General features: G+C 44.2%; 20 protein-coding genes. 8 read left to right on the top strand and 12 right to left on the bottom strand.

Annotated features, from left to right (window positions below; all coding sequences use genetic code 11):
* Nucleotides 1-3: 3 nt before the first annotated feature.
* Genes CFT61_RS05600 through CFT61_RS05615 form a run of 4 tightly spaced genes read right to left on the bottom strand, consistent with a single transcriptional unit; the run spans nucleotide 4 to nucleotide 2,785 of the window.
* Nucleotides 4-840: a radical SAM/SPASM domain-containing protein gene (locus CFT61_RS05600; protein ID WP_089543485.1), complete on the bottom strand. Its 837-nt coding sequence runs from the start codon at nucleotides 838-840 to the stop codon at nucleotides 4-6.
* The gene (locus tag CFT61_RS05605) at nucleotides 837-1,532 is read right to left on the bottom strand and encodes a UDP binding domain-containing protein (protein WP_367379329.1); all 696 of its coding nucleotides are present in this window, start codon (nucleotides 1,530-1,532) and stop codon (nucleotides 837-839) included. Before CFT61_RS05605 ends, CFT61_RS05600 begins: the two co-directional genes overlap by 4 nt.
* A complete protein-coding gene (locus CFT61_RS05610; RefSeq protein ID WP_089543487.1) occupies nucleotides 1,499-2,044 on the bottom strand; it encodes a hypothetical protein in 546 nt (181 codons plus the stop codon). Before CFT61_RS05610 ends, CFT61_RS05605 begins: the two co-directional genes overlap by 34 nt.
* A gap of 18 nt (nucleotides 2,045-2,062) precedes the next feature.
* The gene (locus tag CFT61_RS05615) at nucleotides 2,063-2,785 is read right to left on the bottom strand and encodes a UpxY family transcription antiterminator (protein ID WP_176425513.1); all 723 of its coding nucleotides are present in this window, start codon (nucleotides 2,783-2,785) and stop codon (nucleotides 2,063-2,065) included.
* 406 nt (nucleotides 2,786-3,191) lie between these two features.
* On the opposite strand from CFT61_RS05615, the gene CFT61_RS05620 reads away from it, so the two are divergent.
* Nucleotides 3,192-3,908: a hypothetical protein gene (locus CFT61_RS05620; protein WP_089543489.1), complete on the top strand. Its 717-nt coding sequence runs from the start codon at nucleotides 3,192-3,194 to the stop codon at nucleotides 3,906-3,908.
* A 358-nt stretch (nucleotides 3,909-4,266) separates the two neighbouring features.
* Here the strand turns inward: CFT61_RS05620 and CFT61_RS05625 are convergent, their stop codons facing one another.
* On the bottom strand, nucleotides 4,267-5,871 hold the full coding sequence (locus tag CFT61_RS05625; RefSeq protein ID WP_089543490.1) for an ATP-binding protein: 1,605 nt from the start codon (nucleotides 5,869-5,871) through the stop codon (nucleotides 4,267-4,269).
* Between the two features lie 126 nt (nucleotides 5,872-5,997).
* Between CFT61_RS05625 and CFT61_RS05630 the strand changes: the two genes are divergently transcribed.
* The 5 genes from CFT61_RS05630 to CFT61_RS05650 all read left to right on the top strand — a co-directional run bounded on the left by CFT61_RS05630 (nucleotide 5,998) and on the right by CFT61_RS05650 (nucleotide 14,408).
* On the top strand, nucleotides 5,998-6,729 hold the full coding sequence (locus CFT61_RS05630) for an HAD family hydrolase (protein ID WP_089543491.1): 732 nt from the start codon (nucleotides 5,998-6,000) through the stop codon (nucleotides 6,727-6,729).
* A gap of 393 nt (nucleotides 6,730-7,122) precedes the next feature.
* A complete protein-coding gene (locus CFT61_RS05635) occupies nucleotides 7,123-10,239 on the top strand; it encodes a SusC/RagA family TonB-linked outer membrane protein (RefSeq protein WP_254918870.1) in 3,117 nt (1,038 codons plus the stop codon).
* Between the two features lie 31 nt (nucleotides 10,240-10,270).
* Nucleotides 10,271-12,127 carry a RagB/SusD family nutrient uptake outer membrane protein gene (locus tag CFT61_RS05640; RefSeq protein WP_089543492.1) on the top strand — a complete coding sequence of 619 codons (1,857 nt, stop codon included), beginning with the start codon at nucleotides 10,271-10,273 and terminating at the stop codon, nucleotides 12,125-12,127.
* Between the two features lie 30 nt (nucleotides 12,128-12,157).
* Nucleotides 12,158-12,634, top strand: coding sequence for a DUF5018-related domain-containing protein (locus CFT61_RS05645; protein ID WP_089543493.1), 477 nt, complete (start codon nucleotides 12,158-12,160; stop codon nucleotides 12,632-12,634).
* 109 nt (nucleotides 12,635-12,743) lie between these two features.
* Nucleotides 12,744-14,408, top strand: a complete 1,665-nt coding sequence (locus CFT61_RS05650) for a right-handed parallel beta-helix repeat-containing protein (protein ID WP_089543494.1) — start codon at nucleotides 12,744-12,746, stop codon at nucleotides 14,406-14,408.
* A 632-nt stretch (nucleotides 14,409-15,040) separates the two neighbouring features.
* On the opposite strand, the gene CFT61_RS05655 is transcribed toward CFT61_RS05650, so the two are convergent.
* Genes CFT61_RS05655 through CFT61_RS05660 form a run of 3 tightly spaced genes read right to left on the bottom strand, consistent with a single transcriptional unit; the run spans nucleotide 15,041 to nucleotide 16,314 of the window.
* Nucleotides 15,041-15,466, bottom strand: a complete 426-nt coding sequence (locus CFT61_RS05655) for an N-acetylmuramoyl-L-alanine amidase (RefSeq protein WP_089543495.1) — start codon at nucleotides 15,464-15,466, stop codon at nucleotides 15,041-15,043.
* 53 nt (nucleotides 15,467-15,519) lie between these two features.
* Nucleotides 15,520-15,624, bottom strand: a complete 105-nt coding sequence (locus tag CFT61_RS16875) for a smalltalk protein (protein ID WP_153095822.1) — start codon at nucleotides 15,622-15,624, stop codon at nucleotides 15,520-15,522.
* 27 nt (nucleotides 15,625-15,651) lie between these two features.
* Nucleotides 15,652-16,314: a DNA-binding protein gene (locus tag CFT61_RS05660; protein WP_176425514.1), complete on the bottom strand. Its 663-nt coding sequence runs from the start codon at nucleotides 16,312-16,314 to the stop codon at nucleotides 15,652-15,654.
* 1,078 nt (nucleotides 16,315-17,392) lie between these two features.
* On the opposite strand from CFT61_RS05660, the gene CFT61_RS05665 reads away from it, so the two are divergent.
* Together CFT61_RS05665 and CFT61_RS05670 are read left to right on the top strand one after the other, a co-directional pair.
* On the top strand, nucleotides 17,393-18,556 hold the full coding sequence (locus CFT61_RS05665) for a replication initiation protein (protein ID WP_089543496.1): 1,164 nt from the start codon (nucleotides 17,393-17,395) through the stop codon (nucleotides 18,554-18,556).
* A gap of 3 nt (nucleotides 18,557-18,559) precedes the next feature.
* Complete coding sequence (locus tag CFT61_RS05670) at nucleotides 18,560-18,793, top strand: DUF4248 domain-containing protein (RefSeq protein ID WP_228115447.1); 234 nt, start codon at nucleotides 18,560-18,562, stop codon at nucleotides 18,791-18,793.
* A 158-nt stretch (nucleotides 18,794-18,951) separates the two neighbouring features.
* On the opposite strand, the gene CFT61_RS05675 is transcribed toward CFT61_RS05670, so the two are convergent.
* From CFT61_RS05675 to CFT61_RS05690, 4 genes are all read right to left on the bottom strand, one after another.
* Entirely contained in the window at nucleotides 18,952-19,212 is a 261-nt protein-coding gene (locus CFT61_RS05675) for a hypothetical protein (RefSeq protein WP_089543497.1), read from the bottom strand.
* Between the two features lie 614 nt (nucleotides 19,213-19,826).
* Nucleotides 19,827-20,810: a hypothetical protein gene (locus tag CFT61_RS05680; RefSeq protein WP_254918871.1), complete on the bottom strand. Its 984-nt coding sequence runs from the start codon at nucleotides 20,808-20,810 to the stop codon at nucleotides 19,827-19,829.
* Nucleotides 20,811-20,920: 110 nt separating this feature from the next.
* Nucleotides 20,921-21,982 (bottom strand): YncE family protein, encoded by a 1,062-nt coding sequence (locus tag CFT61_RS05685; protein ID WP_254918872.1) that lies wholly within the window; start codon nucleotides 21,980-21,982, stop codon nucleotides 20,921-20,923.
* Nucleotides 21,983-21,997: 15 nt separating this feature from the next.
* Nucleotides 21,998-23,287, bottom strand: coding sequence for a hypothetical protein (locus CFT61_RS05690; protein ID WP_254918873.1), 1,290 nt, complete (start codon nucleotides 23,285-23,287; stop codon nucleotides 21,998-22,000).
* Between the last annotated feature and the right edge of the window lie 518 nt (nucleotides 23,288-23,805).

Below are 23,805 nucleotides of genomic sequence, written 5' to 3' on the forward strand. Positions count from 1 at the left end.
AATCTAATAAATATCATAATCTTGGAAATCATTGCAACGAGCGCATATTGAGATACGTTTCCCATCAAGAAGAGATAATTTTATCTTTTCCATTTCCGAATTATTCCAACAATCTAAAAGATTATCAGTCATGACATTCCCAAAACAAGTATCATACAAAAAGTCATCGCAACATAGTAAAATATTTCCTGAGTACCCTATAGTAATCTTACGGAATGGATAATTGCAAAAACCGAAGTCACCAGGATTAAACTCTTGCGGTATGTTACCGGCATAGTTTGGTAAAACCTCATCCGTTCTTCTTTTTTGAAAAGACACCTTAGGATTGTTCCAATATGCAGAGTAGATAGGTTCAATATACTTTGACCATTTTTCAGGATATTTGTCCCTATCACCTCGATAATCATTGATGTTAATATTATCCAAACCAAGTTTGAAGAATTTGTCGAGTCTATCAACTGTTAATAAAGTACCATTTGTTGTCATGTCAAGAAAGAAACGAGGTGATTTTTGACGTGCATAAACAATCATGTCTTCCATCCTATCTTCTAATAATGGCTCGTTTGAAAGCATGAGTGCTATTCTTCCATTATAATTTATATCTGAGAGTTGATCTATAATTTGTTTGTAGCACTCCCATGACATAATTTCTAAAGTCTTTTTATTGAAAGCATGCGGACAGAACTTACAATGATTATTACAATCTGTACGTGTTTCAATTAATACCTGCCGAAAGATAGGAAAACAACCATGCCTGTCATAGTATTCCTTGATTTTAGCAATATCTGAATCATGACGAATATTTGATCTTACTGAATTATTATTTTTCTGTATAATCATAATAATTGTTCAATTTTAAGAGTTAAATTTGAAATAGAATTATCTATATTCAGATTCTGAAAAGCATCATGGGGTACAGCTTCCAAAATACCTATATAGTGACAATGTGTATACTCTTCCTTCGTGACCAAATGAATACCATACATTTTTTCTGCTGCATTTTTGTTTACTAAGGGATCATATACGTCTACTTTATAACCTTGTATTTCAAGTTCTTTTACAATGTTTGCCACTTTTGTATTTCTAATATCTGTACTGTTCTTTTTATATGCGAACCCTATTATGAGAATTTTTTTGTTCTCTGTTGTCGCATCTAAGTCACGAACTCTTTTAAGAAACCGATCCACAACTTTTGAGACCTTATTTTCGTTGACTTTTCTTGCCATAGACACTAAAGGTAATGCCATTCCAATATCGCTTGCTTTTTGCAGTAAATAATATGGGTCTACACTAATACAATGTCCTCCGACAAGTCCAGGATAAACTTGTGAAAAATTCCATTTTGTTGCAGCTGCTGCAATAACATCATTTATATCAACACCAATTTGTGTGCAAAAATCAGAATATTCATTTGCAAAGGCGATAAGTATGTCTCGTTGCGTATTCTCCATCAATTTCGCAGCCTCTGCAATTTTTATGCTTGCAACTGTCTCTACCTTTAACCCTGGTATTGTTTTATAAATATTTGCAATTTTTTTTTAGTTTGTTCATCACAACCTGCAACAATCTTTATGGTTTTTGTGAGTGTATGTTTCGAATCACCAACATTAACACGTTCAGGTGAATAACCATAGAAAAAGTCTTTCCCTGCTTGTAATTTTGTTTTAGCTTCTATCATTGGGATACAGTAATCCTCGGTCATTGTAGGATACACTGTAGATTCGAATATAATAATGTCATTTTCCTTAACTATATAGCCAAGCTTTAAACATACATCTGATAAACAAGTCAAATCAGGTCTGTCGTTTTTATCAATCGGAGTCGGTACTGTAACTATATAAACATTTGAGGATGCAATCTCGTTAATATTTGATGTTAAAAGTAATCGAATATCAGAGTTAACTAATTTCTGACGAACTGTATTAATTCTTTCCTCTGAAATATCATATCCTCTTACTTCATTTTCCTTATTAATGCTAAAAGCTTCCAGTAATGGTAATCCTACATATCCGACTCCGATTATCGCAATTTTATGATCATACATGTTTGTTGTGAGTTTATATTATTTTGAAATAGACAAAGCAGATGTTGGAATGTATGCAGATGCAACTAAACACCCTTCGAATATTTCCACGACTACTCTTTGTTGTCCTGCAATCCTTGCCACTCTACCACGAATATCTTTAAAATCTCCCTCAATAACAGAGACTATATCTCCTAATTTATACTGGATAATTTCTGTTGTGACAGGAATTATATATGGATTCTTTATGGATGTTAATTTTATGAAGTTAGCCATTGCTTCTTCACGGATTGTGAGCGGTGGATTGCAATCGGGATTGTCTTGACGATGGATTGTGTGGTCAAAGTAGTAGCTAAGTAAAGCTCTGCTTTCATTTGTCACAACCTTATTGTCGTGAATCACGGTTTCTACTTGTTCTGCTGTAGCATGAACAAAGAGAAATGAGGGGAGAAGAGGCTCTGTTATGATTCGCTTCTTACCTTGTTTTCTTACCTCTTTATATCGTAAAGGAACATAACATTCGAGTCCATTAGCTTCCACCAATGCTTTTGCCTTGATAATACGCCCATACGAAACACGCAGAACAAACCATTGCTTGTTTTCAAATGGCACATTCTCTACCGACACCCCACCTTTGTTCTTTGAGATGGAGGGCGTACAAGAGGTAAGTCTTGCACTTGGACACGATGAACCTGTGTCGGTAGGTTGCCCATTATACAATGAAGCATTAGCCGTTAAAGGCTGTTTGATTTTATCTTCCAATGTTATATCCAGAGGTTAGATGAAAAACCGAATGACTTTTCTTTTTAAGAATTGTCAAATATTGACCACAAAGGTAAGAATAAAGATTGAGATTAAAGACTTTTAGAGTGGAAATCTTTGTGTTTAGGTTGGTTTTTAACATTTGAGAATACTTGGCGAATTTCCTCTGATAGACGATCACAAGAAACAAGTATATATATAATAGGTGTAATAGGACTATATTCTATCTTTTATCCCCCAAAACAATATTTTGTTATTGAAAATACATAATGGGAGCATAAATATCTATATTTAGCTTGTTTTGACTTGCTTTTAAGCCTTAAATTATCCTCCATATTTGTACCATAAAAGTTTTAAAGTATTGACTATCAAAGCACTTTATTTTCTTTAAGAAGTAAGTTAGAAAATGAAAGAGTGTAAATATTGGATAGTTGTATTGCTACAGCTATGCTTTCTTTCTATCAGTTGTGGAGAAAAGAGGACAAAACAAGTTGCTCCTGCTCAAGATCATGTCATTTTGAAATTTGAAAATAATGAAGATGGAAAGTATTCGCAAGCGATGATAGCACAAATCATCAAACATTTTCATCTGCCAAATAATACTGTTGTAACAGTTGAGGATGTTGATGCAATCTTGTTGAGAAGTGTTGATGGGGGAGATGGCATTTATGGCGGTGACGTAGTTAGCATTTGGAAGTATTATAAGAAGCAGAATGATATTCAAGAAATAGTTACGGCGCATCCTATGGCAGATTTGTTATGGTATAATCCTGATAAAAAATATGGTGTAACGATAGGGCTAGATTCTGTTTTTGTGGCAAGTGAAGCCATGCTTGTCCCTCTAAATCCTGATGTGGTAGTTGTAAATGGAACAATAGACAAGATGAATACAATTTATACTTTTATAGTAGATAAGGATGCGGGAAAGGCAATATTGTTACCATCTAATCTCGGCTGTGTAGGTTTTACATCTGAAGATGGATTACCAATCTGCCAGTCTTATCGTCATTATTCTGATACTAGGTTTGGTAGGTATTCTGTGGTATCTGTTTATGATTTGGATGGAAACCTCGTCAAGGAAATGTCGTTTGAAGATTATAAAAAAGACACTAGTGATTTCTAAATGGACAGAAAAGCGGCATCTTATTTTGCAAAATTCAGATTTGGATTTTTATATAGCCTCAAACGGTGTAGCTTTGAAAGCTGATTTTGAAAATCTTTAGACGGCAAAAAGTTGCCCGCCTAGGGGCAATATTGTGCCCTAGTAAGACAATAAGTGAAATGTCCCCATTCGCATTTGAAATCTACAGGATGGCGCATAAAACTTACAGACTTTCCATCCGTTCTTTAGTAAGAAAAATTATAATTATCGCTATTGTTGCTTGAAGGGTATGAAGAGAAATGATATGTAAAAAATAAAATGAAACACCGTTTGGAATCTTCATTAAACAAGAAAATTTCAAACGGTGTTTTATTTGTTCTTAAGCCTCTGAAGAAATCTGCAGCTTCCAGCCATCAATTGTACCTGTCTCAGATGAGAAGTTGCAGCCTATCTGGTATATCTTTCTTTTGTCGGCGGCATACTCACGAGCATATCCTTTTGTTTCGATTTGTTTCAAAGCATCAAGGGCTGAACCATCACGCTTAAACTCAAAGATATAAACAAAATTAGGGGTCTCTACGATACAGTCTACTCGTCCCTCGCTTTGCTCTTTCTCAATCAAGACAGTAAAGCAACTTATCATGCGAATCACCAAATAAAATGTGTATTGGAAATAGCGCTCTTTTTCCCGCTCGTCGTCCTTGCGTCGCTGACTATATGGGATGCTGGCGAAGAAGGAGGTTAGTAGCTTCTCCAATTTGTCGCAATCTCCCGTCTTCATAGTGTTAACTACCTCTATAACCCATGCGTCTGGTGACTCCTTGGGTCTCAGATAATTGGCTGCCACCATGGTTACGAAACCCGCTTTTACCTCGTCGTTTGGAAAATCCAAGAGATAGGAATCGGTATCCATGTTCCAATCCTTAATGGTGAGATAACCGCTCTGGTAAATCATAGGTAGGGGAGCCTCTATATCTGCCTTGTAGTCAATGAAACTGCTCGTTGGATAATACTTTCCTGTCAACTCGTTGAGGTTTTCGTCGGAATGAGCCAATAAGCGAACCAGATAGGTTGGCGAACCTGTACGGAACCAGAAATCACTCAGGATTTTCTTGCTCAGTGAGTTCAAGATGCTGAAAGGATTGTAGATGTCGAGCATGCTTGGACTGAAGTGATAACCATCATACTTGCGCTTGAGTCGATATTTCATCTCATCTTCAGATACTTTATATCTTACGGACATTGCCTTGATTTGTTCATCGAAGGTTGAGTATAATTCTTCCTCTGTGATTCCGCAAAGTGCCTCGTAGTGGTCGTCCATACTAATGTCGTTAGGCTGGTTGAAACCACTAAACACACTAACTTGCGAGAACTTGGTGACACCAGTCAATAGCACGAATTTCAAATCTCTGTCAGCTGCTTTGAAGACGCTGTAGAATCCTTTCATGATTTCACGGTGTCTATCTTCCAACAAACGCTCGTTACCTTCAGAATCGAAGGTCTTTAATCCTGTGTCCAAGACATCCAGTAAAGGTTTGTCATATTCGTCAATCAAGACAACGGCGCCCTGTCCTGTCTTTTCATGAGCAGTTCTCAATACAGCCATAAATCGGTCTCCCAAGGTGGTGGCTAATGGATCCCTTCCGTAAATCAACTCTTGGGTTTCAACAAAAGTCAACAAAGTCTTTTCCAATTCGCCTGCTTGTGTGAAATCCTTACCATTGAAGTCTATATGGAAAACAGGATATTGCTTCCATTCTTTTTCTAATTGTTCGATGGCAAGTCCTTTAAACAGTTCTTTCTGTCCTTGGAAGTAGCATTCCAGAGTAGAAATCAACAACGACTTTCCGAATCGTCTTGGACGACTCAGAAAATATATTTTCCCATTATGTACTAAATCATAGAGGATTTTGGTTTTGTCGAGATAAACATAACCGCCATCTATAATTTCGCTAAAGTCTTGTATTCCTATAGGGTATTTCATATTGTTGCTTTATTTGAATTTTTGGCAAAGTTACGAAAAATATTGGTATATGCAAAAGAAAGCAGAATAAATTGTTTTCCTTTTCAGATAAAAACATTAACTTTGCAACTAAAAGAAATGAAAAGTATGGAAAAACTGAAAGATATCAGGGCGATAGCCTTCGATGCCGACGATACGCTCTGGGCATTGCAGAATTACTTTGAGGATGTAGAGCATGAATATTGCGAGCTTCTTTCTGCTTATGGCAAGGAGAAGGAGATTTCTGCAGCCCTCTTTGAAACGGAAAGTCGGAATATGGCAGACTTGGGATATGGCTGCAAGGCTTTCACCCTTTCGCTGGTAGAAAATGCCATCAAGGTGAGTCATGGTAAGGTGGAGGCGAATGTCATTGCTCAGATTCTGGATCTGGGCAAGAGCCTCCTGCATCTTGATGCCAAACCGCTGGAGGGTGTTGAGGCTACTCTTGCCCGCATCCGTGAAATGAGAGTAGGGCAGGAGGATGGTTCTTCCGGTGAAAGAAGATACAGGTTGGCTGTCTTTACCAAGGGAGAACTGATGGATCAGGAGAATAAGTTGTGGCGTTCGGGGCTGCAGCGCTATTTTGATGTGGTAAGTATCGTGAGCGATAAGAAGCCCGAGGCTTACCGCCGTCTTTGCCGGGAAATGGAAGTGAAGCCCGAAGAGCTTCTTATGGTGGGCAACAGCTTTAAGAGCGATATTGCGCCGGCATTGAAAATCGGAGCCTCTGCCGTCCATATCCCTTTTCATACCACCTGGGCGCACGAAAAGATAGAGGAGTTTGAACATCCCAACCTCCGCCGCATCTCCCGCTTTGCGCAGCTGCTGGACATCCTGTAGCTTCCTTGGGGCAATATGTGCATCCCGGCAGTGTTAGCTTCAATTCTTCCCGCTACTTCAATGAGTACGATTATACCGAATCAGCTGATGAGGAAATTGAGGGAAGTTAAGGGGAGTGATAACTTCTCTAACTTCCCCACATTATATAAAAAGGATAAAGAGAGGGCGAAAAAGCAAGTTTTATATGTTTTTTCGCCTCATTTGCATTTATTAACTTTTTTTTAGACAACTTATTAAAATTTATCGTAAATTTGCAACCAGTTATTAAAATACGATAAGCTAAGCAATAAGAATCATTAATAGAAATATATATATATAGTCAGACTATTATATAATTAAGAATCTGATTATCTCTATAAAACTACATAATATAACAATTAAAACCAAACAATTATGAGCAAAAAAAGTCAGTTTGGCATGACCCTATTACTATCTACGATTTTAGTAGGTGGCGCCAATGCGAGTACTGTTCCTTCCTCAAGTACATTTGGTGTAGCCCAGGTAACACAGCAGGGCGCTGTTTGCAAGGGTGTGGTAAAGGACGCTGCTGGTGAACCAATTATTGGTGCAACGGTCAAGGTGAAAGGTTCCGAAAAGACAGGAGCTGTAACTGACCTGGATGGTGTATTTACCCTTTCTGGTGTAGAAAAAGGACAGACTGTTGTTGTTTCCTACATTGGTTATGTAACACAGGAAGTGAAGTTCAAAGGTCAACCTTTGGATGTTGTAATCTATGAAGATTCTAAAACCCTCAACGAAGTAGTTGTAGTAGGTTACGGTACTACTTCTAAGAGAAAGACCACATCTGCCATCTCTTCTGTAAAGGCAGATGACATCGCTAAGGTACCTGTACCTAATATTACACAGAGTTTGGCAGGACGTGCTCCTGGTCTTATCGTGCAGCAGTCAGGTGGTGGTATCAATGCCAAGGCATCTATCAGTATCCGTGGTGGTGGCACACCTCTCTACGTTATCGATAACATTATCTGTGAGGAGCGTGACTTCCAGAACTTGAATACAGATGATATCGACCAGGTAACTGTATTGAAGGATGCTTCTGCTACCGCTATCTACGGTGCTCGAGCAGCCAACGGTATCATCATGGTAACTACCAAGAAGGGTGCTACAGGCAAGTTGAATATTGACTATAGCTTCAACTACACACTCTCTCAGCCAGCCGACTTGCAGGATAAGGTAGATTCTTACACAGCAGCTACCTATCTGAACCGCGGTCTGGAATATGACGGACGTGCCCCTCAGTACTCTCAGGAAGAACTGGAACTCTTCCGCAACGGTTCTGATCCAAAGGGTCATCCTAATGTAGATTGGCAGGACGTATGTATGCGTACTTTCGCTCCTGAAATGCGCCACAATCTCTCTGTTGCAGGTGGTAATGATGTAATGAAGATCTACACTGGTCTGGGTTACTACAACCAGGAGTCTATCTATCGCACCAACTCCAACAACATGCAGCGCTACAACTTCCGTACCAATATGGAGGCTTACTTCAAGCAGATTGGTTTGAAGGTACAGACAGGTGTAGATGCTTACATCGTGGATACCAAGGAACCTGCAACTGCTTCTGGCCGTGGATACTACAATGTATGGTCTCACATCCAGAACAAGCGCCCTTGGGAGCCTGCTTACAACCAGTACGGACAGATTTACAGCGGTACTACCGATAACCCACTCGTTGACATCAGCGGTGATGGCGGTTACTATAAGGAACAAATCAGTTCTGTACGCGGTAACCTCAACCTGATCTGGGAGGTGCCATGGGTGAAGGGACTTACCCTGAAGGCGCTCGCCAGCTACGGTATCGTGAACGACCACAACAAGACCTGGGAGAAGTCTGCACAGACATACGATTGGGAGGGCAATCCTGCTACAGCCAACAAGCCTAGCCTGAGCAAGAACGTTTACTACCGCAGCAACTTCAATACTCAGTTCTTCGTTGACTACTCTCGTACCTTCTTTGAGAAGCATACAGTAGGTGCAACCTTCGGTGTTGAGGCCAGCGGTTCAGATTACGACAACTCATCTCTGGCTCGTAACTCATACCTCTTCGACGTTGACCAGATGAATTCAGGTCCTGTAGATACAGCTACCAACGGTTCATCAGAGGGTGTAGGTTATCGCCGTGCAGCCTTTATCGGCCGTTTGAAGTACGACTATGATTCTCGCTACATGTTCGAGGTGAATATGCGTCATGACGGTAGTGACTACTTCCCAAAGAACAAGCGTTGGGGAACCTTCTTCTCTGGCTCTGCAGCATGGGCAGTATCTGATGAGGCATTCTACAAGAACCTCGGTATCGACAAGGTGCTCAACCTCTTGAAGATCCGTTCTTCTTACGGTGAGATCGGTCAGGACAGTAATGTAAATCGTTTCGCTTATGTATCTTCTTATGGTATGAATACCCGTGGTGCTTACCTCGGCGGCAAGTGGTACTCAAGCTTCTATGAGGGTAATCTTATCAGTCCAGATATGACCTGGTACACCACCAAGGACTTCAACATCGGTGTTGACTTCGCTACACTCAACAGTCGCTTGTCAGGATCTATCGATTACTTTGCCAAGGTTACAACAGGTTACATCGCTTCACCTTCAAACGTAGGTTATACAGCTCCTCTGGGCAAGAACCTTCCTTACGTGAAGTCAGACGGTGAGAGCATCCGCCGTGGTGCTGAGTTCGTACTCCAGTGGAAGGACAACATCGGTGACTTGAAGTATGGTGTTTCTGCCAACTTCACTTTCTACGATGACCGTTGGAACATCAACCCTAACGAGAGCGAGACTTCATTGAAGAACCCATATAAGCGCAGCACACAGGTAGGTGCTTACTCTGGTGTTTACTACAAGAACCTCGGCTTCTACAAGAATTATGAGGACGTCATGAACAGTCCTAAGCGTAATGGCTCAACCAACCTGATGGCCGGTGACTTGAAGTACTACGACTTCAACGGTGACGGTAAGATTGATGGTGATGACCAGTATCGCCAGGGTTCAGGTGGAACTCCACAGTCTAACTATGGTTTCAATGTAGATTTGGAATACAAGGGCTGGTCGCTCAATATGTTGTGGCAGGGTGCTACCAACTATAACCTCTATATAGATAGCATTCTTCAGGGTGGTAACAGTAACTATTTGCCAGTGATTTACGATTTCCAGAAGGATATCTGGGCACCTGACAATACCAACAGTCTCTACCCACGTCAGCATGCATCAGCAGGTTTCAACGGCAACAACAACTTCGTAAGCTCTAACTTCTGGTTGGTTGATGCTCACTACCTGCGCTTGAAGACCCTCTCTATCGGTTACGACTTGAAGCGTACCGTTCTCAGCAAGCTGGGATGGTTTACCAAGTGTAATGTATCTCTCGCAGGCTACAACCTCCTTACCTTCAGCCCTGCCAAGAAGTGGGGATTCGATCCTGAGTCAGGTTCTGGTAGTGGTTATACATATCCGATTTCAAGAGTATATACAATCAGCGTGAACATCGGCTTCTAAATTCTAACAATAATTAAAAAGCATATTCATTATGAAACATAAACATATATTGCCAATTCTGTTGATGGGAGCCCTCGGCCTTCAGAGCTGCAGCGATTTCCTCGACACCAAGCCAACAGAAGGCTATCCTGAAACAACTGTTTGGGAGACACAGGGTACTGTTGATGCATTCGTCATCGGAAACTATGGCAATGCATTCGGCCTTTACGAATGGTTCTCTACATGGGACAAGACATTCACCAACAACATGGTGAACTGCCGTGCCGACTGTCCAGGCGAGGCTCGTGGCCTTATCGAGAACACCTACGATTGTGGTTTGAACAGCCGTTTTACCTCTATCCGTAACTGTAACCTCATCATCGAGAAGATGAAGGAATCATCTATTCCTGAGGCTTACAAGGCACGCTACACAGCAGAGGCAAAGATGATGCGCGCCATGATTTACTTCGACCTGGCTCGCAAGGCTGGCCGTTATATCTGGGTGGACCGTGTACTCAACACCAACGATGAGTTCAATCTTCCTCTTACCAAGGATATCGTAGAGAGCTACCAGCACGTACTGACCGATTTGCGTGAGGCTATTCCTAACTTGCCAGAAGAGGCAGAGGCTGGTCGCCTGACAAAGAATGCCGGCTATGCATTCCTCTCTGAGGTTTGCCTTACAGCTGCAGCCTATACCAACGACAATGCATCTCTGCAGGCAGGCAAGAGCCTTTATCAGGAGGCTATCGACGCAGTTGACGCCCTCAAAGGTGTTTCACTCGATGCCAACTATGAGAGTATCTTCAACCAGGACGGTGCTTACTCTTCACCAGAGATCATTCTGGCTCAGTACTGGAGCAAGGACAATACAACCGTACAGGGTACTGATATGATCAACCTCATCCCTAACCTGCTCAACTCAAACCTTGAGAAGAACGGTTGCGGACCTTTGTTCAAGAATCCAGATATCTTTGAGTGCTGGCTCGACCACACTCCAAGCCAGAACCTCGTAGATGACTATCTGGTTATCGACCAGGAGACAGGTAAGGCAGTACGCTGGTATGAGGCTTCACAATTCGTCAACAACACCACTCCTATCAGCCGCGATGAGGCTATTGCCAGCATCGAGCACAAGGATGATGCAGAGTTTGACGGTGGTCAGTACTTCAAGGCATTCAAGGTAAAGACTGCTGGTACCAACATCAGCGACCTGATGTATCAGCACCGTGACAAGCGTTTCGACGCTTCTATCGTTCACGACGGTTCTACATACCTCGGCGAGAACATCACCACTTACACTCGTGGTAACTTCAGCCGCTGGGCAACCAACCGTTACGCTAACGACCACGTGCCTCTGACCAACTACGCTATGCGCAAGTACATCTATACCAACTGGGATCCACGTCCATTCTACAATGTATATACGGATTACCACAAGGTTATCTTCCGCTATGGCCGTTGCTTGCTCAACAAGGCAGAGGCTCAGCTTCGTCTGAACAAGGTATCTGATGCAGTAGCTACTCTCAACCTGACTCGCCAGACTCATGGTGGTCTTCCAGCTTCTGAGGCAAGTACACTTGCTGATGCATGGAAGGACTACAAGATTGAGCGCCGCGTAGAACTCTTCTGGGAGGGTGACTGGTACTTCAGTCTCCTGCGTTGGGGTAAGTATGGTCAGGAGGCTAACGATGGTAAGGCTCCTGGTAGCGTAATCAATGAGCTTACAGAACCTGCAACATTCATCGAGATCAAGCCAGACCACTCTGCTTTCTATATCGGTAATGTTCAGCTTTCTAACGACAAGCGTGCATTCGATACCCGCTCTTATCTCTTCCCTATTCCTAAGTCATTGATTCAGGCAAACTCTGCCATCAACGAATCAGACCAGAACCCAGGATGGGAGTAATATTATTAATAAACAAAAAATCGAATAGAAATGAAAAAGATATCTCTTTCAACACTCAAATGGGTGTTTCTGTTGGTTTGCATGCCTCTTCTCACAGCATGTAATTGGGAGGATCTGCCTGCTTATGAGGAGGCGGAAATCAGCGCCGTACAGCTCTACCACCGTTGGGCAAGTACAGACAAGGACCCTATCACTGGCGAGCCTGTGGTAAAGGAAAAGCGTTTGAACTGCCAGAGTGCTGTTGACTCTGAGAATGGCGTCATCAACGTAAGTGTTTCCGTTCCTGATGCTGGCGGCGACTTCACAGAAGAAGTACGCAACCAGGTAACTCAGAGCAAGTTGTGGGGTCAGGTAACTGTTTCTACAGCAGCTCGTATTACTCCTGTTGAGGGAACTGCTAACTTGGGTACTCCAGACGATTGGACCAAGGAACGCAAGTTCAGCGTAAAGGCTGCCAATGGCAACACAAAGATCTGGACTATTAAAATTGTTAGTTTTAATAAATAAGCTTGCCAGCTCCTATTTCAGGAGTTAGACAGAAAAAGGGGAAAGCCCGGAATCTTCTCTGATTTCGGGCTTTCTTAAAATTAAGAATAATAGAAAAGGTATCATTATAATGAAGAATACTATCAAAGAAAGACTGATTGTCCTGTCGCTTTTACTGTTGTCGTTCATTTCTGTAAGTGCTGCTGAGAAGGTTATCAGCGTCAGCCAGAACGGAAATGCAGCCAATGCTATCCGCAGCGCATTGGAAAAGGCTGCTGCCATGAAGGGAAGTCCAGTAACTTTGAAGCTGGAACTCGGTGTATGGAACATTACCCGTGAGGAATCTACCGTGCGCAAATATTATATTTCGAATACTACGTCAGAGGTTGAGTGTGCAGATCCTTCAAAGCACATCGCCCTGCTGCTGCGTGGCCTTCGAAATGTAACCATCGACGGTAATGGCTCTACACTGATGCTCGACGGCGAGATGTCGGCATTTGTCATCGACAACTGTCAGAACATCACACTCCGTAATCTTAATATTGACAATGCTCATCCTACCCAGACCGAAATGACCGTGGAGGCTGATGGTAAGGACTATATGATATGCCGCACTCATCCTACTTCACAATACCGCATCAAGGACGGTAAAGTAGAATGGTACGGACGTGGCTGGGCTTTCAGCAGAGGTATTGCGCAGTGGTATGATCCTATCAAGGATATTACCTGGCGTGACTGGAGTCCTACCGACAATGTGGTAGAGGCTCGCGAGATGGAGCCTGGTAAGCTCTATATCAAATACAACAAGAAGCCTACCGTTCCTGTAGGTACTGTCTTCCAGATGCGCGACGCTATCCGCCGTGAGGCTTGCGGACTTATCTGGGAGTCAAAGAATGTTCGTCTGGACAATGTACGTATCTATTATCTCAGCAACTTCGGTGTTGTAGGTCAGGTTTCTGAAAACATTTCTATCCACCGCTGCTGGTTTGCACCAGAAGAGGGAAGTGGCAGAACCAATGCGGGATTTGCCGACTTTATCCAGATTTCCGGCTGCCGTGGACTGGTGGATATTACCGATACCAAGTTTGCCGGTGCTCATGATGACCCTATCAATGTGCATGGAACTCATTTGCAGATTGTTCGTGCAACCTCTGCCAACAAGCTGCTCCTGCGCTATATGCATCATCAGACCTATGGTTTCCAGTCATTCCACAGCGGCGATGACATTGAAATAGTAAATCCTGAAACACTTCTTGCTGAGGGTGCCTTCAAGGTAAAGAGTGCCAAGATGGTTTCTCCTCGCGAGATAGAGATAACGCTCACCAAGCCAGTACCAGCGAATCTATTGAAGAATGGAACACGTGTAGTGGAGAACATCACCTGGACTCCTCGTGTACACATTGCACGTTGCCACTTCAGCCGTATTCCTACTCGTGGTATTCTCATTACCACCCGTCAGCCATCTGTTATCGAGGATAACTATTTCTACGGAATGCAGATGAGTGCTATTCTCGTGGCAGACGATGCTCGCAGCTGGTTTGAATCGGGTCCGGTTCACAATCTCATCATCCGCAACAATACTTTCAATCGTTGCGCTAGTTCTACCATCTGGATCAATCCAGAAAACCGCAAGAAGGCTGGTGCTGTTCACCGCAACATCACCATCGAGAACAATGTATTCACTCTGCGTTCTCAGGATGACAAGCCTCTTGTTTATGATTCGGTAGATAACTTGAAGGTGAAGAACAATATTGTGATCAGCCCAAATGGTGAGACAACAAAATTGAGTTATTAGTCATCTTATACGGGATAACTTAGAATTGAATAACTATCAAATTAGTTTAATTGTACTAGGTTAGATCTATAGAATAGGCTTATTGTAAGATTAGTTTTATAAGATTTAGTGTTAAATTTGGTTTATTTATTGACTTATACAAATCAAATAATGAAAACTAAGCGTATGCCCTTTTGCTGCGAAGCAAGAGGGCATATCTTTTTTATTTAACTCAAGTTTCGCATGTAAGCTCCACACGCCCTGAAAGGGCAGAAGCCCCTAGCCCAGGGCATCGCCCTGGGTTATTATGGACGCAACCCTGTCGCCCTGTAAGGGCAAAAGCTTTAAAGAACCGGGCTATTTATAAGGCTTTTGCCCTTACAGGGCGCCTTGCTGATTGCTTTTATACCCAGGGCGTTGCCCTGGGCTAGGGGCTTTTGGGCCTTCAGCCCGTACTTAAACCACATGCGAAACTTCAATTATTTTAAGGTTCAACATCTAGTTTCGCCGCAAAATTACGCTTTTTTCCTGAAACGACCAAATAAAAAGCGGGAAAACTGGCTGATAGACATTCATAACTCTTTCTATCACATAATGCAAATCCCCCAGCCCGCAGTTTGCAGGTTGGGGGATGATTCTTTCTGTTCCCATTCCTATACCTCCAGCAGCGGCTGGAGCTTGGTGGCATCGAAGCAGGGACATGCCTTCTGCACGCCAGGCAGGTCACGATGACCCAGTATCACCTTGATGTCAGGAAAACGGTGGTGGAGGTTGATGATCAGCCAGAACATCGCATCCTTCTGGGCCGCCGTTCGGGTGTCGGCTATGCAGCCATTGGCATCCAGTCCGCCCTCATAACAGATGCCGATGGAGTTGGCGTTGGCTCCACGGGCATGCGCACCCATTCGCTCTACCGGACGGCACTCATGTACCTTGCCGTCGCGCGTAATATAATAATGATAGCCGATGTCAAACCAGCCGTTCACCTCCACATGGTCGTGGCGCAGCTGCTCTACTGTGTAAGGGTGATTGCAGCGGCTACCGCTGCAATGCACCACAATCATATCAATCTTTCTCATAGTCTATCAAATAAAACCAGATACTCATTGTTAAACCCTAGTGTCGGTGCTCCCTAAAAAGAGCAGGAAGAAACTCCCATAGCCCCCAAAAGGGCCGTTAATACCGTCACCACAAACTTGATGACCTCATTCCATGTCTGCTTGTTCTTGATACTCATATACTTAATCTTTTAATAATTAATGGTTTACAAACTTACATTGTCACCGTTGCCGGAATCCTCGCCGGTGTTGCCGGTATTCTCACCTGTGCCGCCTGTTCCCTGGCTGTTGCCGCCACTGTTCTCACCAGTGCTGCCGGTGCCCTGTGATGTGCCGCCTCCGGTGGTGCTTCCTGGCTTGCCGGTCTCGTCTGTGCCGTCGCCAGCCGCCTCGTCCTTCTTGTACTTCTTTGCCTCCTCGATGTTGAGCGTCTTGGCGCCCGCCTTCTCTGCCTTCATGGCTGCAATCTGCAGAGCTCTGGATGCCACCTGCTTGTAATCCAGCTCGCTGAACTTGTTCTTCACACCCTCTCCAGGAATATACTGGATGTTTGCCCCGGTGATGTTGACGTCGCTGCGGAAGTCGGCAGGATTATCTACTCCTGTACTTGTAAGCTGGAGTCGGAACTTGCCCAGCTCACCAAACTCCACCTGGTTGCCGCGCTGAAGCTCTGTTACCAGGTTATCTACGGCGCTCACCAATACTGCGGTGCAGTCTGCACGGGATACGGTGGTCTGCTTCTCGATCAATCCTGCAAACATCTTGAGCGAGATAGAATCGTTGATCTGTGTGCAAGCATAATACTTGCTGTCCGAGGTCTTGTCACCCGGCTTTGCCAAATGCTTTGCTAAACTAAAACTTACTGACATAATACTAAAAATTTAAAAGATGAATAACTCTTGTTGTGTATCGGACTCTTCCCGATTACATATGCAAAGATACGACATCCGGCAGGGGCGATTTGCACACTTTGGTCCAAGATGGTTCACTTTCGTCCTTTTTGGTTCACTTTGGTTCAAGATGGTACTCTTTCGTCTGTGTCATATATGATGATCGCTTGCGTCATATATGATACTCGCCAGCGTCATATATGATACTTGCCAGCGTCATATATGATGCAAGCTCATGCCGTATATGGCGTAGGCTCATGCCATATTGGGTGTAGGCTGATGCCCGATATGCCTCCTGCAAGCACCCTATATGCCGATATCCGAAAACATCTTTCCTGGCGTTGCTACACTCTCGGGGAGTGGGTGGTTTTTATGCTACCATTTCGGCGAGAAACAGCTACCATCTCGGCGAATGGGGGTGGCTGAAGCTACACTCTCAGCGAGAGGTTGAATGTTAAGTGCTTGATAATTAGATGGATAGATTTGAGAAAATGGCCCTTATACTATACCATATATAGTAATATATATACTTTATTATACTTTTTATACTATACGTAAACGCGCGTGAAAAATCTTTTTTTTTAGAAAATTTGATGGAAAATGTATTTTTTCTTCGTTTTTTTTGGTTATTTCAAAAAAAGGTGTTACTTTTGCAATCGGTTAGCTGAAATGACATCAAAAGCTATGGCAAAAAGCTTTGACAACAAAGCTATGGCAAAAAGCAGTATTGTTATGAGGCTGATACAAGTGAGGGTTTTTCAATCGCCCTGAGAGAATAGGTACACTCATTCTTTTCCTATCTCTTATGGGTTTGGTATAGGATCCTTACCTGGACATTCTGTGTCCGATTGTTTCGAAAAAAGAATAATCGGCACGGAATGGATGGTAAGATGGTATATACCATACGAGCGCTAAAAAAAGAATGAGTAAAAGCTCCCAAAGGAAGCTATAAGTAGGCGCTCTGATTGTTATCTTCACCTATCCTTCTGTGTCGATTTCCTTTTAAAATATGAATTTGCCTACCTTGAAAAGGGCAGACAGCTAACAAGGAAAAAAGATGACTACACCTAGAAACAATGTAATCTCCCTGCTGGGAGTTCAAGGACTGTCGCGAAACAATTATTCCGTTGTGCAGCTCAAGGTAGTTTTGACCATTATTGGCCATGCTCAGAAAGTGATTAAGGACTACGTGGTAGATGGTCAAATGCCTAATAAGTCTATGCGTAAGCGTTTGACAGCCAGGCAGATGGCAGATGGCTATGTTGTAGTCGTCATCCGCTTGTCGGATCTATGCGCCCATACCAGCCGCTATAGTCAGGTTAAGAATGCGATAGTGGATATGGCGAAGCGCAAGCCGATAGCCATCCCCTACAAGTGTGATGTGAACCAGGTGACCTATTACGCTGAATTTCCAAGACTTTTCTCTTGTGAATTCATCAGGATGGGAGGTCATCTGGCGGTGGAGTTCCGTTTCTCCAACGATCTGCTGGACTACTTCTACAGTTTCGACAAGGGGGTAGCCCATGTGCATCTGGATGTGGTGAATCACTGCTGCAGTGCGTCATCCATCAAGCTCTACATCATTACCCTCTGCTGGGCGTTGAAGGGATATACCAAGATAGATCCCAAGAAGTTTGTGGCGCTGATGCACGGCAGGGAGAATTATTACAAATACTTCAGCGATCTGATGTCGAAGAGCCTCCAGCCGGCACTCGACGACCAGAAGCGACTCTACGACTGTGGCATGGTAGATCAGTATCTCACGCTATCTACCTATTATTCCGAGGAGGATGCCCTGAGAGCTGAGCAGCGCTGCGTGGGGTGGCCTACCTACCTGGTTTTTACGGTCCACTGCCGTGAGGATGAAGTGCAGGAAGATAAGATTCCGGAGGAATTGCGCTCTCAACGTATCCAGTTGAAAATCAAGCTGATGAATCGTTATGATGTAAGCGAGGCTACTGCGAAGGAGCTGAGCAGTCATCTCTTTCTGGGAATGTTGGGCGACTTTGTGGTGTGGTTTGAGCGCAAGGAAAAGTATGTTGCCGAGCGCATCCGTCTGCATCAGCCTATGAAAAAGGCAGCATATATCGTGAGTGCCCTCCGTGGTTTCTTCAAGGATAGAGGCAGTCTGCCTGTGAAATCTTCCGGAGCATCCTCTCCGGATCCTGTTCCCGTAGCCAAGCCTTTTCCTCCTGTTCCGTCTAACCTCAAAAATGACTAGCTTATGCAAGATGCCAATCACAATAACAATATGATGATGGGCAAGGCAGATCTCGCCTTGCAGTATTTTCCGATGGCGGGCGACAAGATTACGGCTCGCCGACACCTGATGTCATGGATCAAGCGCTGTCCACCCCTATGGGAGGGCATCCGCCAACTGGGCTATCATCAGCGGTGTCAATACTTTTCTCCCAAAATGGTGCAATTGATTTACCATTTCCTGGGAGAGCCTGGCTAAAGGCTGAATAGTGAAAATTATTTGTCATTACAGCAGTTTACAGGCTATTTTAGCCAAAAATCTCCCTATAAGCCAGAAAAAACTGTGCTTATAGGGAGATTTAAGCTATAAGAAGAGGGTGCGTCATGGACTTATGACGCACCCTCTCTCATTATATTTTATGCTTCTTCTTCAGTTTCCTCGTCCTTCAATGACTCCAGAATCTCTACGAAAGGACTGTGGAAGGTACTGAAGAGATGGAGAATCTCCTTGCGCTGCTCCTCATCCTCTTCCCAAAGGCTGATCTCGCCCGTAGCGTCGGATATGCCCTTTCCTCCGTTAGGCGTCCCGGCGGATTTGCAATCCGCCGTCAAAAAATGACCTAACCTCTTTATGCTCTGGGGATTTGCAATCCCCAGCAACCAGGCTGTTGCCAGCATATCGATGGGATAGGGGATTGCAAATCCCCCGGCTTAATAGGTCGAACCTTTTTTACGACGGATAACATATCCGTCGGGACGCCTAACGGAGTACAGTCTGGAACGAAAGAAATTCATTTCATAGAATGCGCATGAAAATGCCGCGCCTCGGCGGAAGTTATGTCGCCGCCGGGGCGTTTTCTAAAAAGACAGTTCGAGATATAATAGGTAGGCTAGTGATAGTCTGTGGTAAATAATCGCAAGAATTAGAGTCTATTGATTGCGGGTGTATGTGAATATGCCTCCTTCATATTCAAGGAAGCAGATTAATGTGTGTAGAATCTGCAAGATTAATTTTATAGTTTTAATAAGTAGGTTGTACAGTGGTACATCTATTTACATCTTTTACTTATAATTATCCCCTGCCTGCTTGTGAAAGCCGGCAGGGCTTTTGATCCGAAAATCCAAAAGATATCATATATCTATAAATTAAATATAAATATCAGCAGTATCGTCAGATACGGGCTTTTTTAGGTTTACTTTTAGTAATAAGCAAAACCCCCATCCCGCTTGAGAAAGTAGGATGGGGGATTTCTGTTTATCTGTTATTCAAGTACTGAAATGGGTTTGGAATATCAGTTAGATAATATTTCCAGTATTTTCTCCTCTCCGATATTCAAAGTCTTTGCTATCATTTCTGCATTCATGCCCGACTTCGATAATGCCAAGACAGCTGCGCGCAAGGATGCATCCTTCTCTTCAAGTGACGCCTTCTGCTCTTCAAGTGCCGCATCCTTCTCTTCAATTGCCGCTTTCTGCTCTTCAATTGCCGCCTTCTGCTTTTCGAGTTCTTTTTTCTGCGTCATGATAGTAGTATCCCTGTCTTCCAGGGCCTGGAAGAACTCATCCTCTGCATTCATCCTGTTTCTGATGTCAGGATTAGCCGCCGCCGACTGGAGACGATGGAGTATATGCGTCATTTCGGCATCATCCCCATATTTGTTCTCATCCAACTCAAGCATTCGCTGGTCGTCCGGATAAATCTGCGACTGGTCGAATACGCTCAGTATTTTCTCCAGTCTATTGTTTACCCTTCCTCTCAGTCGCGGAATCTGGACAATGATGCTGTCATGCTGCAGACTCTCTACAAATGGGTCTGGCTCCTCCTGGTGTACTTCATTTCCCTCATAGTCATATATCTTATGTCTGGCATAGATGACGGGTTCCGTGAATTGTCCCACGTTATGCCCCAGCAGATACACCGCCACGGTAGGCAGGGCATACTTGCCCTTGGTCTCCTTGCGCATATTCTCCTTGTTGTTATACTGCACAGCCAGGTATTGGCGGAAGCGCAAGGTTTCCGTCTCCAGCCATGTTTTCTGCAATTCTATCAGAATCAGATTCTTACTGCCGTCATCTTCCAATACGGTTGCAGCAAAGTCAACACGAAACATAGAGATGGCATCACGGGCAATATTGGGATACTCATGACGACGCATTTCTACAGCAATCACCGTTTTCTGCAAGAGTGCAGAAAGCAGAGTCTTGGCTATTCGCTCATCTTCCATCATATACTTGAAGACGGCATCGTAAAGTGGGTTGGCTACGTATATCATCATATTCTATCCTCCATGATTAATTAAATATATATGCAAAGATACGCTGAATATTTGTAACCTCCAAATTTTTAGGCAGTTTTTTTGCTTTATTCCGAGAATGCTTCGCTTACTTACTTCTGCCGAGGCTGGATCTCGTAGGATGGATTGTTGCGGATCTCCCAGCGGTCGAGCTTAGTGCCGTTGGTCAGGATCAGCTTCTCCTTCTGGTAGGTTACGATGGTCTGGGATGGCAGGCTCACTCGGCCGTCGCCCGCAAAACTGCGGATTGGCTGAGAGAAGTCTCGCTTCTGAATATCAGCCAGGGTGTATTCTGCCAGCTGCATCTTGCCGTCCTTCTCCATCGATACGAAGAACTTCTCCTTGTCATCGGTCTTCGAGATGGAACGGATCTTCTCTGTTGCATTCTGGGTAATCTTGGCTGGCGCATCTCCCTTCTTCTCAATGATGTCCTGCACCTTCCAGGCATAGATGGTACCTGTACGAGGAATGAAACTGTAGAGCGAATCGCCTATCGCTTCCATATCATAGGATTCAGACTGCGGCTCAAACTTGCTGCCGATGAAATAACTGTCTGTAGCCAGCTTGGCATAGACATTGTTGTTGTTGGCAGCATCCATATCCAGCGCCTCACGGTCGAAGACCCTGATATTCATCTCCTTGGAATCTCTTACGAATACCAGACGAGGGGTGGCGCACACGCATCCTGCCCAGGATACATTGCTGCCTTGCCAGTTGCCTGTGCCTAGACGGTTGAGATACTTGCCCGTCTTCTTCTCGAAGATCTGCACCTCGCGGCTGTCGCCGGCTGCCACGAAGAGGTGGTCGCCCTCGGCATATACATCACGTGCCAGTGTGCGGTCGCCATTGCTCATGCTGCGCTTCAGCTCCAGCGTTTCTGCATCGAATACATCGATGCATTTGCCGGCAAAGTTGGCTACATACAGTTCTTCGCCATCGCTGAAGAGATTTACGGCATTCAGCTGTCGGCCTCCGATATCCTCAGATGTGCGTGAGAGGTAGCCGTCCAGGTAGAAATGGTCTGCCACCTTGATGGTATCCACCGGCTGCGGCACAACTCGGTCTTCTGTAATCTCTCTATATTCTGTCTGGTCGCAGGATGCCATTGCCAGCATCATCAGTCCTGCGCTGATCATCATTACGTCTTTTCTCATTTCTCTTTTTCCTCCTTACTTCTTGTTGTCCTTGAGCGGATTCTCGGTGAAGTACTTCACCAGTCGGCTCTTCTTGTAAAAACTATCGATATTCTTCTGCAATACGGCATCATCCTGGAAAATCTGCATGATGTCGCAGTCACGATACTGCGCATTCTCCGGTTTGTGGAAACCCAGCAGGTTCCGGTCGGTATATGGCAGGTCGCCCTTCTTGCTCAGCCACATGTGCAACTGCCAGATGAACTCAGTCCAGCCTACGTTCACACCTTCCGGAGTCTTTGCCGCATAGGTCATGTTGCTGTTGTGACTGTAATCCATGCAGTGCATGAACTCGTGGGTGATGGATTCCCAACCGCTGAAGGATGCATAGTGACCGTAGAAGTTCCAGTCGGTAATGCCCCAGGTGGCACCGCCGCCCAGTCCGCCATAGGCAGGTGAGGTCTGTCCGAGCACGAAGTTCTTCTTAGCCTTGAATCTCTCCATCTCGCTCTGGTACTTTTCGGCAGTGAATGTCACCTTCTCGTTGTCGTAGAGGTCGCCGCCCATCACCTTCTTGAAGTTTGCCATCACATACTTGTACTCCGGGGTGGTCATCATATAGGCATAGTTGGTGAGTATCACCACCCACTCTCGGGCATAGATAGGTCTCATCTCGCGGAAGTTGTATGATTCGCCCACGGTAGGAGTCCATCCGAAGTTGGAGAAGCTGCAGTTCCACTGGGCATCAATTTTCTGGAGCATCTTGAAGTGTTCATCATCGCTGGTGAGTCGTGCCTTCATCTGGTTCATATCGAGATATGGACAAAGGAAGCTCACGAAATTTCCGCTTTTCTTCTTCCATACGTTTCTTCTGCCAATAAAGGATGGCTTGAACGAGAAGCGGGAGAAGGCAGGAACGGTTTCGAAAAAGGCCACGGGGATATACTCGTCAGCCTCCGGAATATACATCTCGAGGGTGACGTTGGAGACTGGTTTCGCACTCCAGCTGGTGATGACGAGCGAATCGCCCACTGCCGATTTCTTCACGCTGATCAGGTTGTTGGTCTGGAAGGTGTAGTCTGCCTTGCCGACGATCTCAGTTGAAGGGTCGGATAGATTCAGGATGTGCTTGGCGAACTCAGCCGGCAGCTTGTCGAAAGCCACGGTGTCTTTCTTGAAGTTCTGCTGGAAGGGCTGCTGGATGTCGTTGTACACAATCTTGTCTTCGTAGTCTGTGGAGCAGGAAGCCATCAGGGTCATCGCTGCCACGAGCGTAGTACCAGCTACCAGAGCCGGAATCTTTCGATGTTTTTTCTGTTTCATCATTTTGGGTTTTTTACTGTATAATCATTTACTATTTCATTAAAATATTTGCTTGCAAAGATACTGAAAATAATTCAAAATACCAAATATTTAGAAGAATATTTCGTCTAGTCCGTAGCGCCGGATATGCCCGTCCTCCGTTAGGCGTCCCGGCGGATTTGTAATCCGCCGTCAAAAATGTCCTAACCTCTTTATGCTCTGGGGATATGTTATCCCCAGCCCCCAGGCTGTAGCCGGCATTTCGATGGGATAGGGGGATTACAAATCCCCCGGCTTAATAGGTCGAACCTTTTTTTACGACGGATTGCAAATCCGTCGGGACGCCTAACTGAAGATAACCCTTATTGCATAAGCAAAATCCCCATCCAGCTTGAAAAAGCAGGATGGGGATTTTTTAATCTTATACTGCTATTTAAAGCCAACGTATAGCCATCTTTCTGCCGTTGTACATAACTTGTCTGTGCTTAAATTATCTTAACAGTATGAGGGTGAAGGAAAAAAGCCTTTAAGGATAAAAATAA

It is taken from the genome of Segatella copri (assembly GCF_002224675.1).
Classification (GTDB): domain Bacteria; phylum Bacteroidota; class Bacteroidia; order Bacteroidales; family Bacteroidaceae; genus Prevotella; species Prevotella copri_U.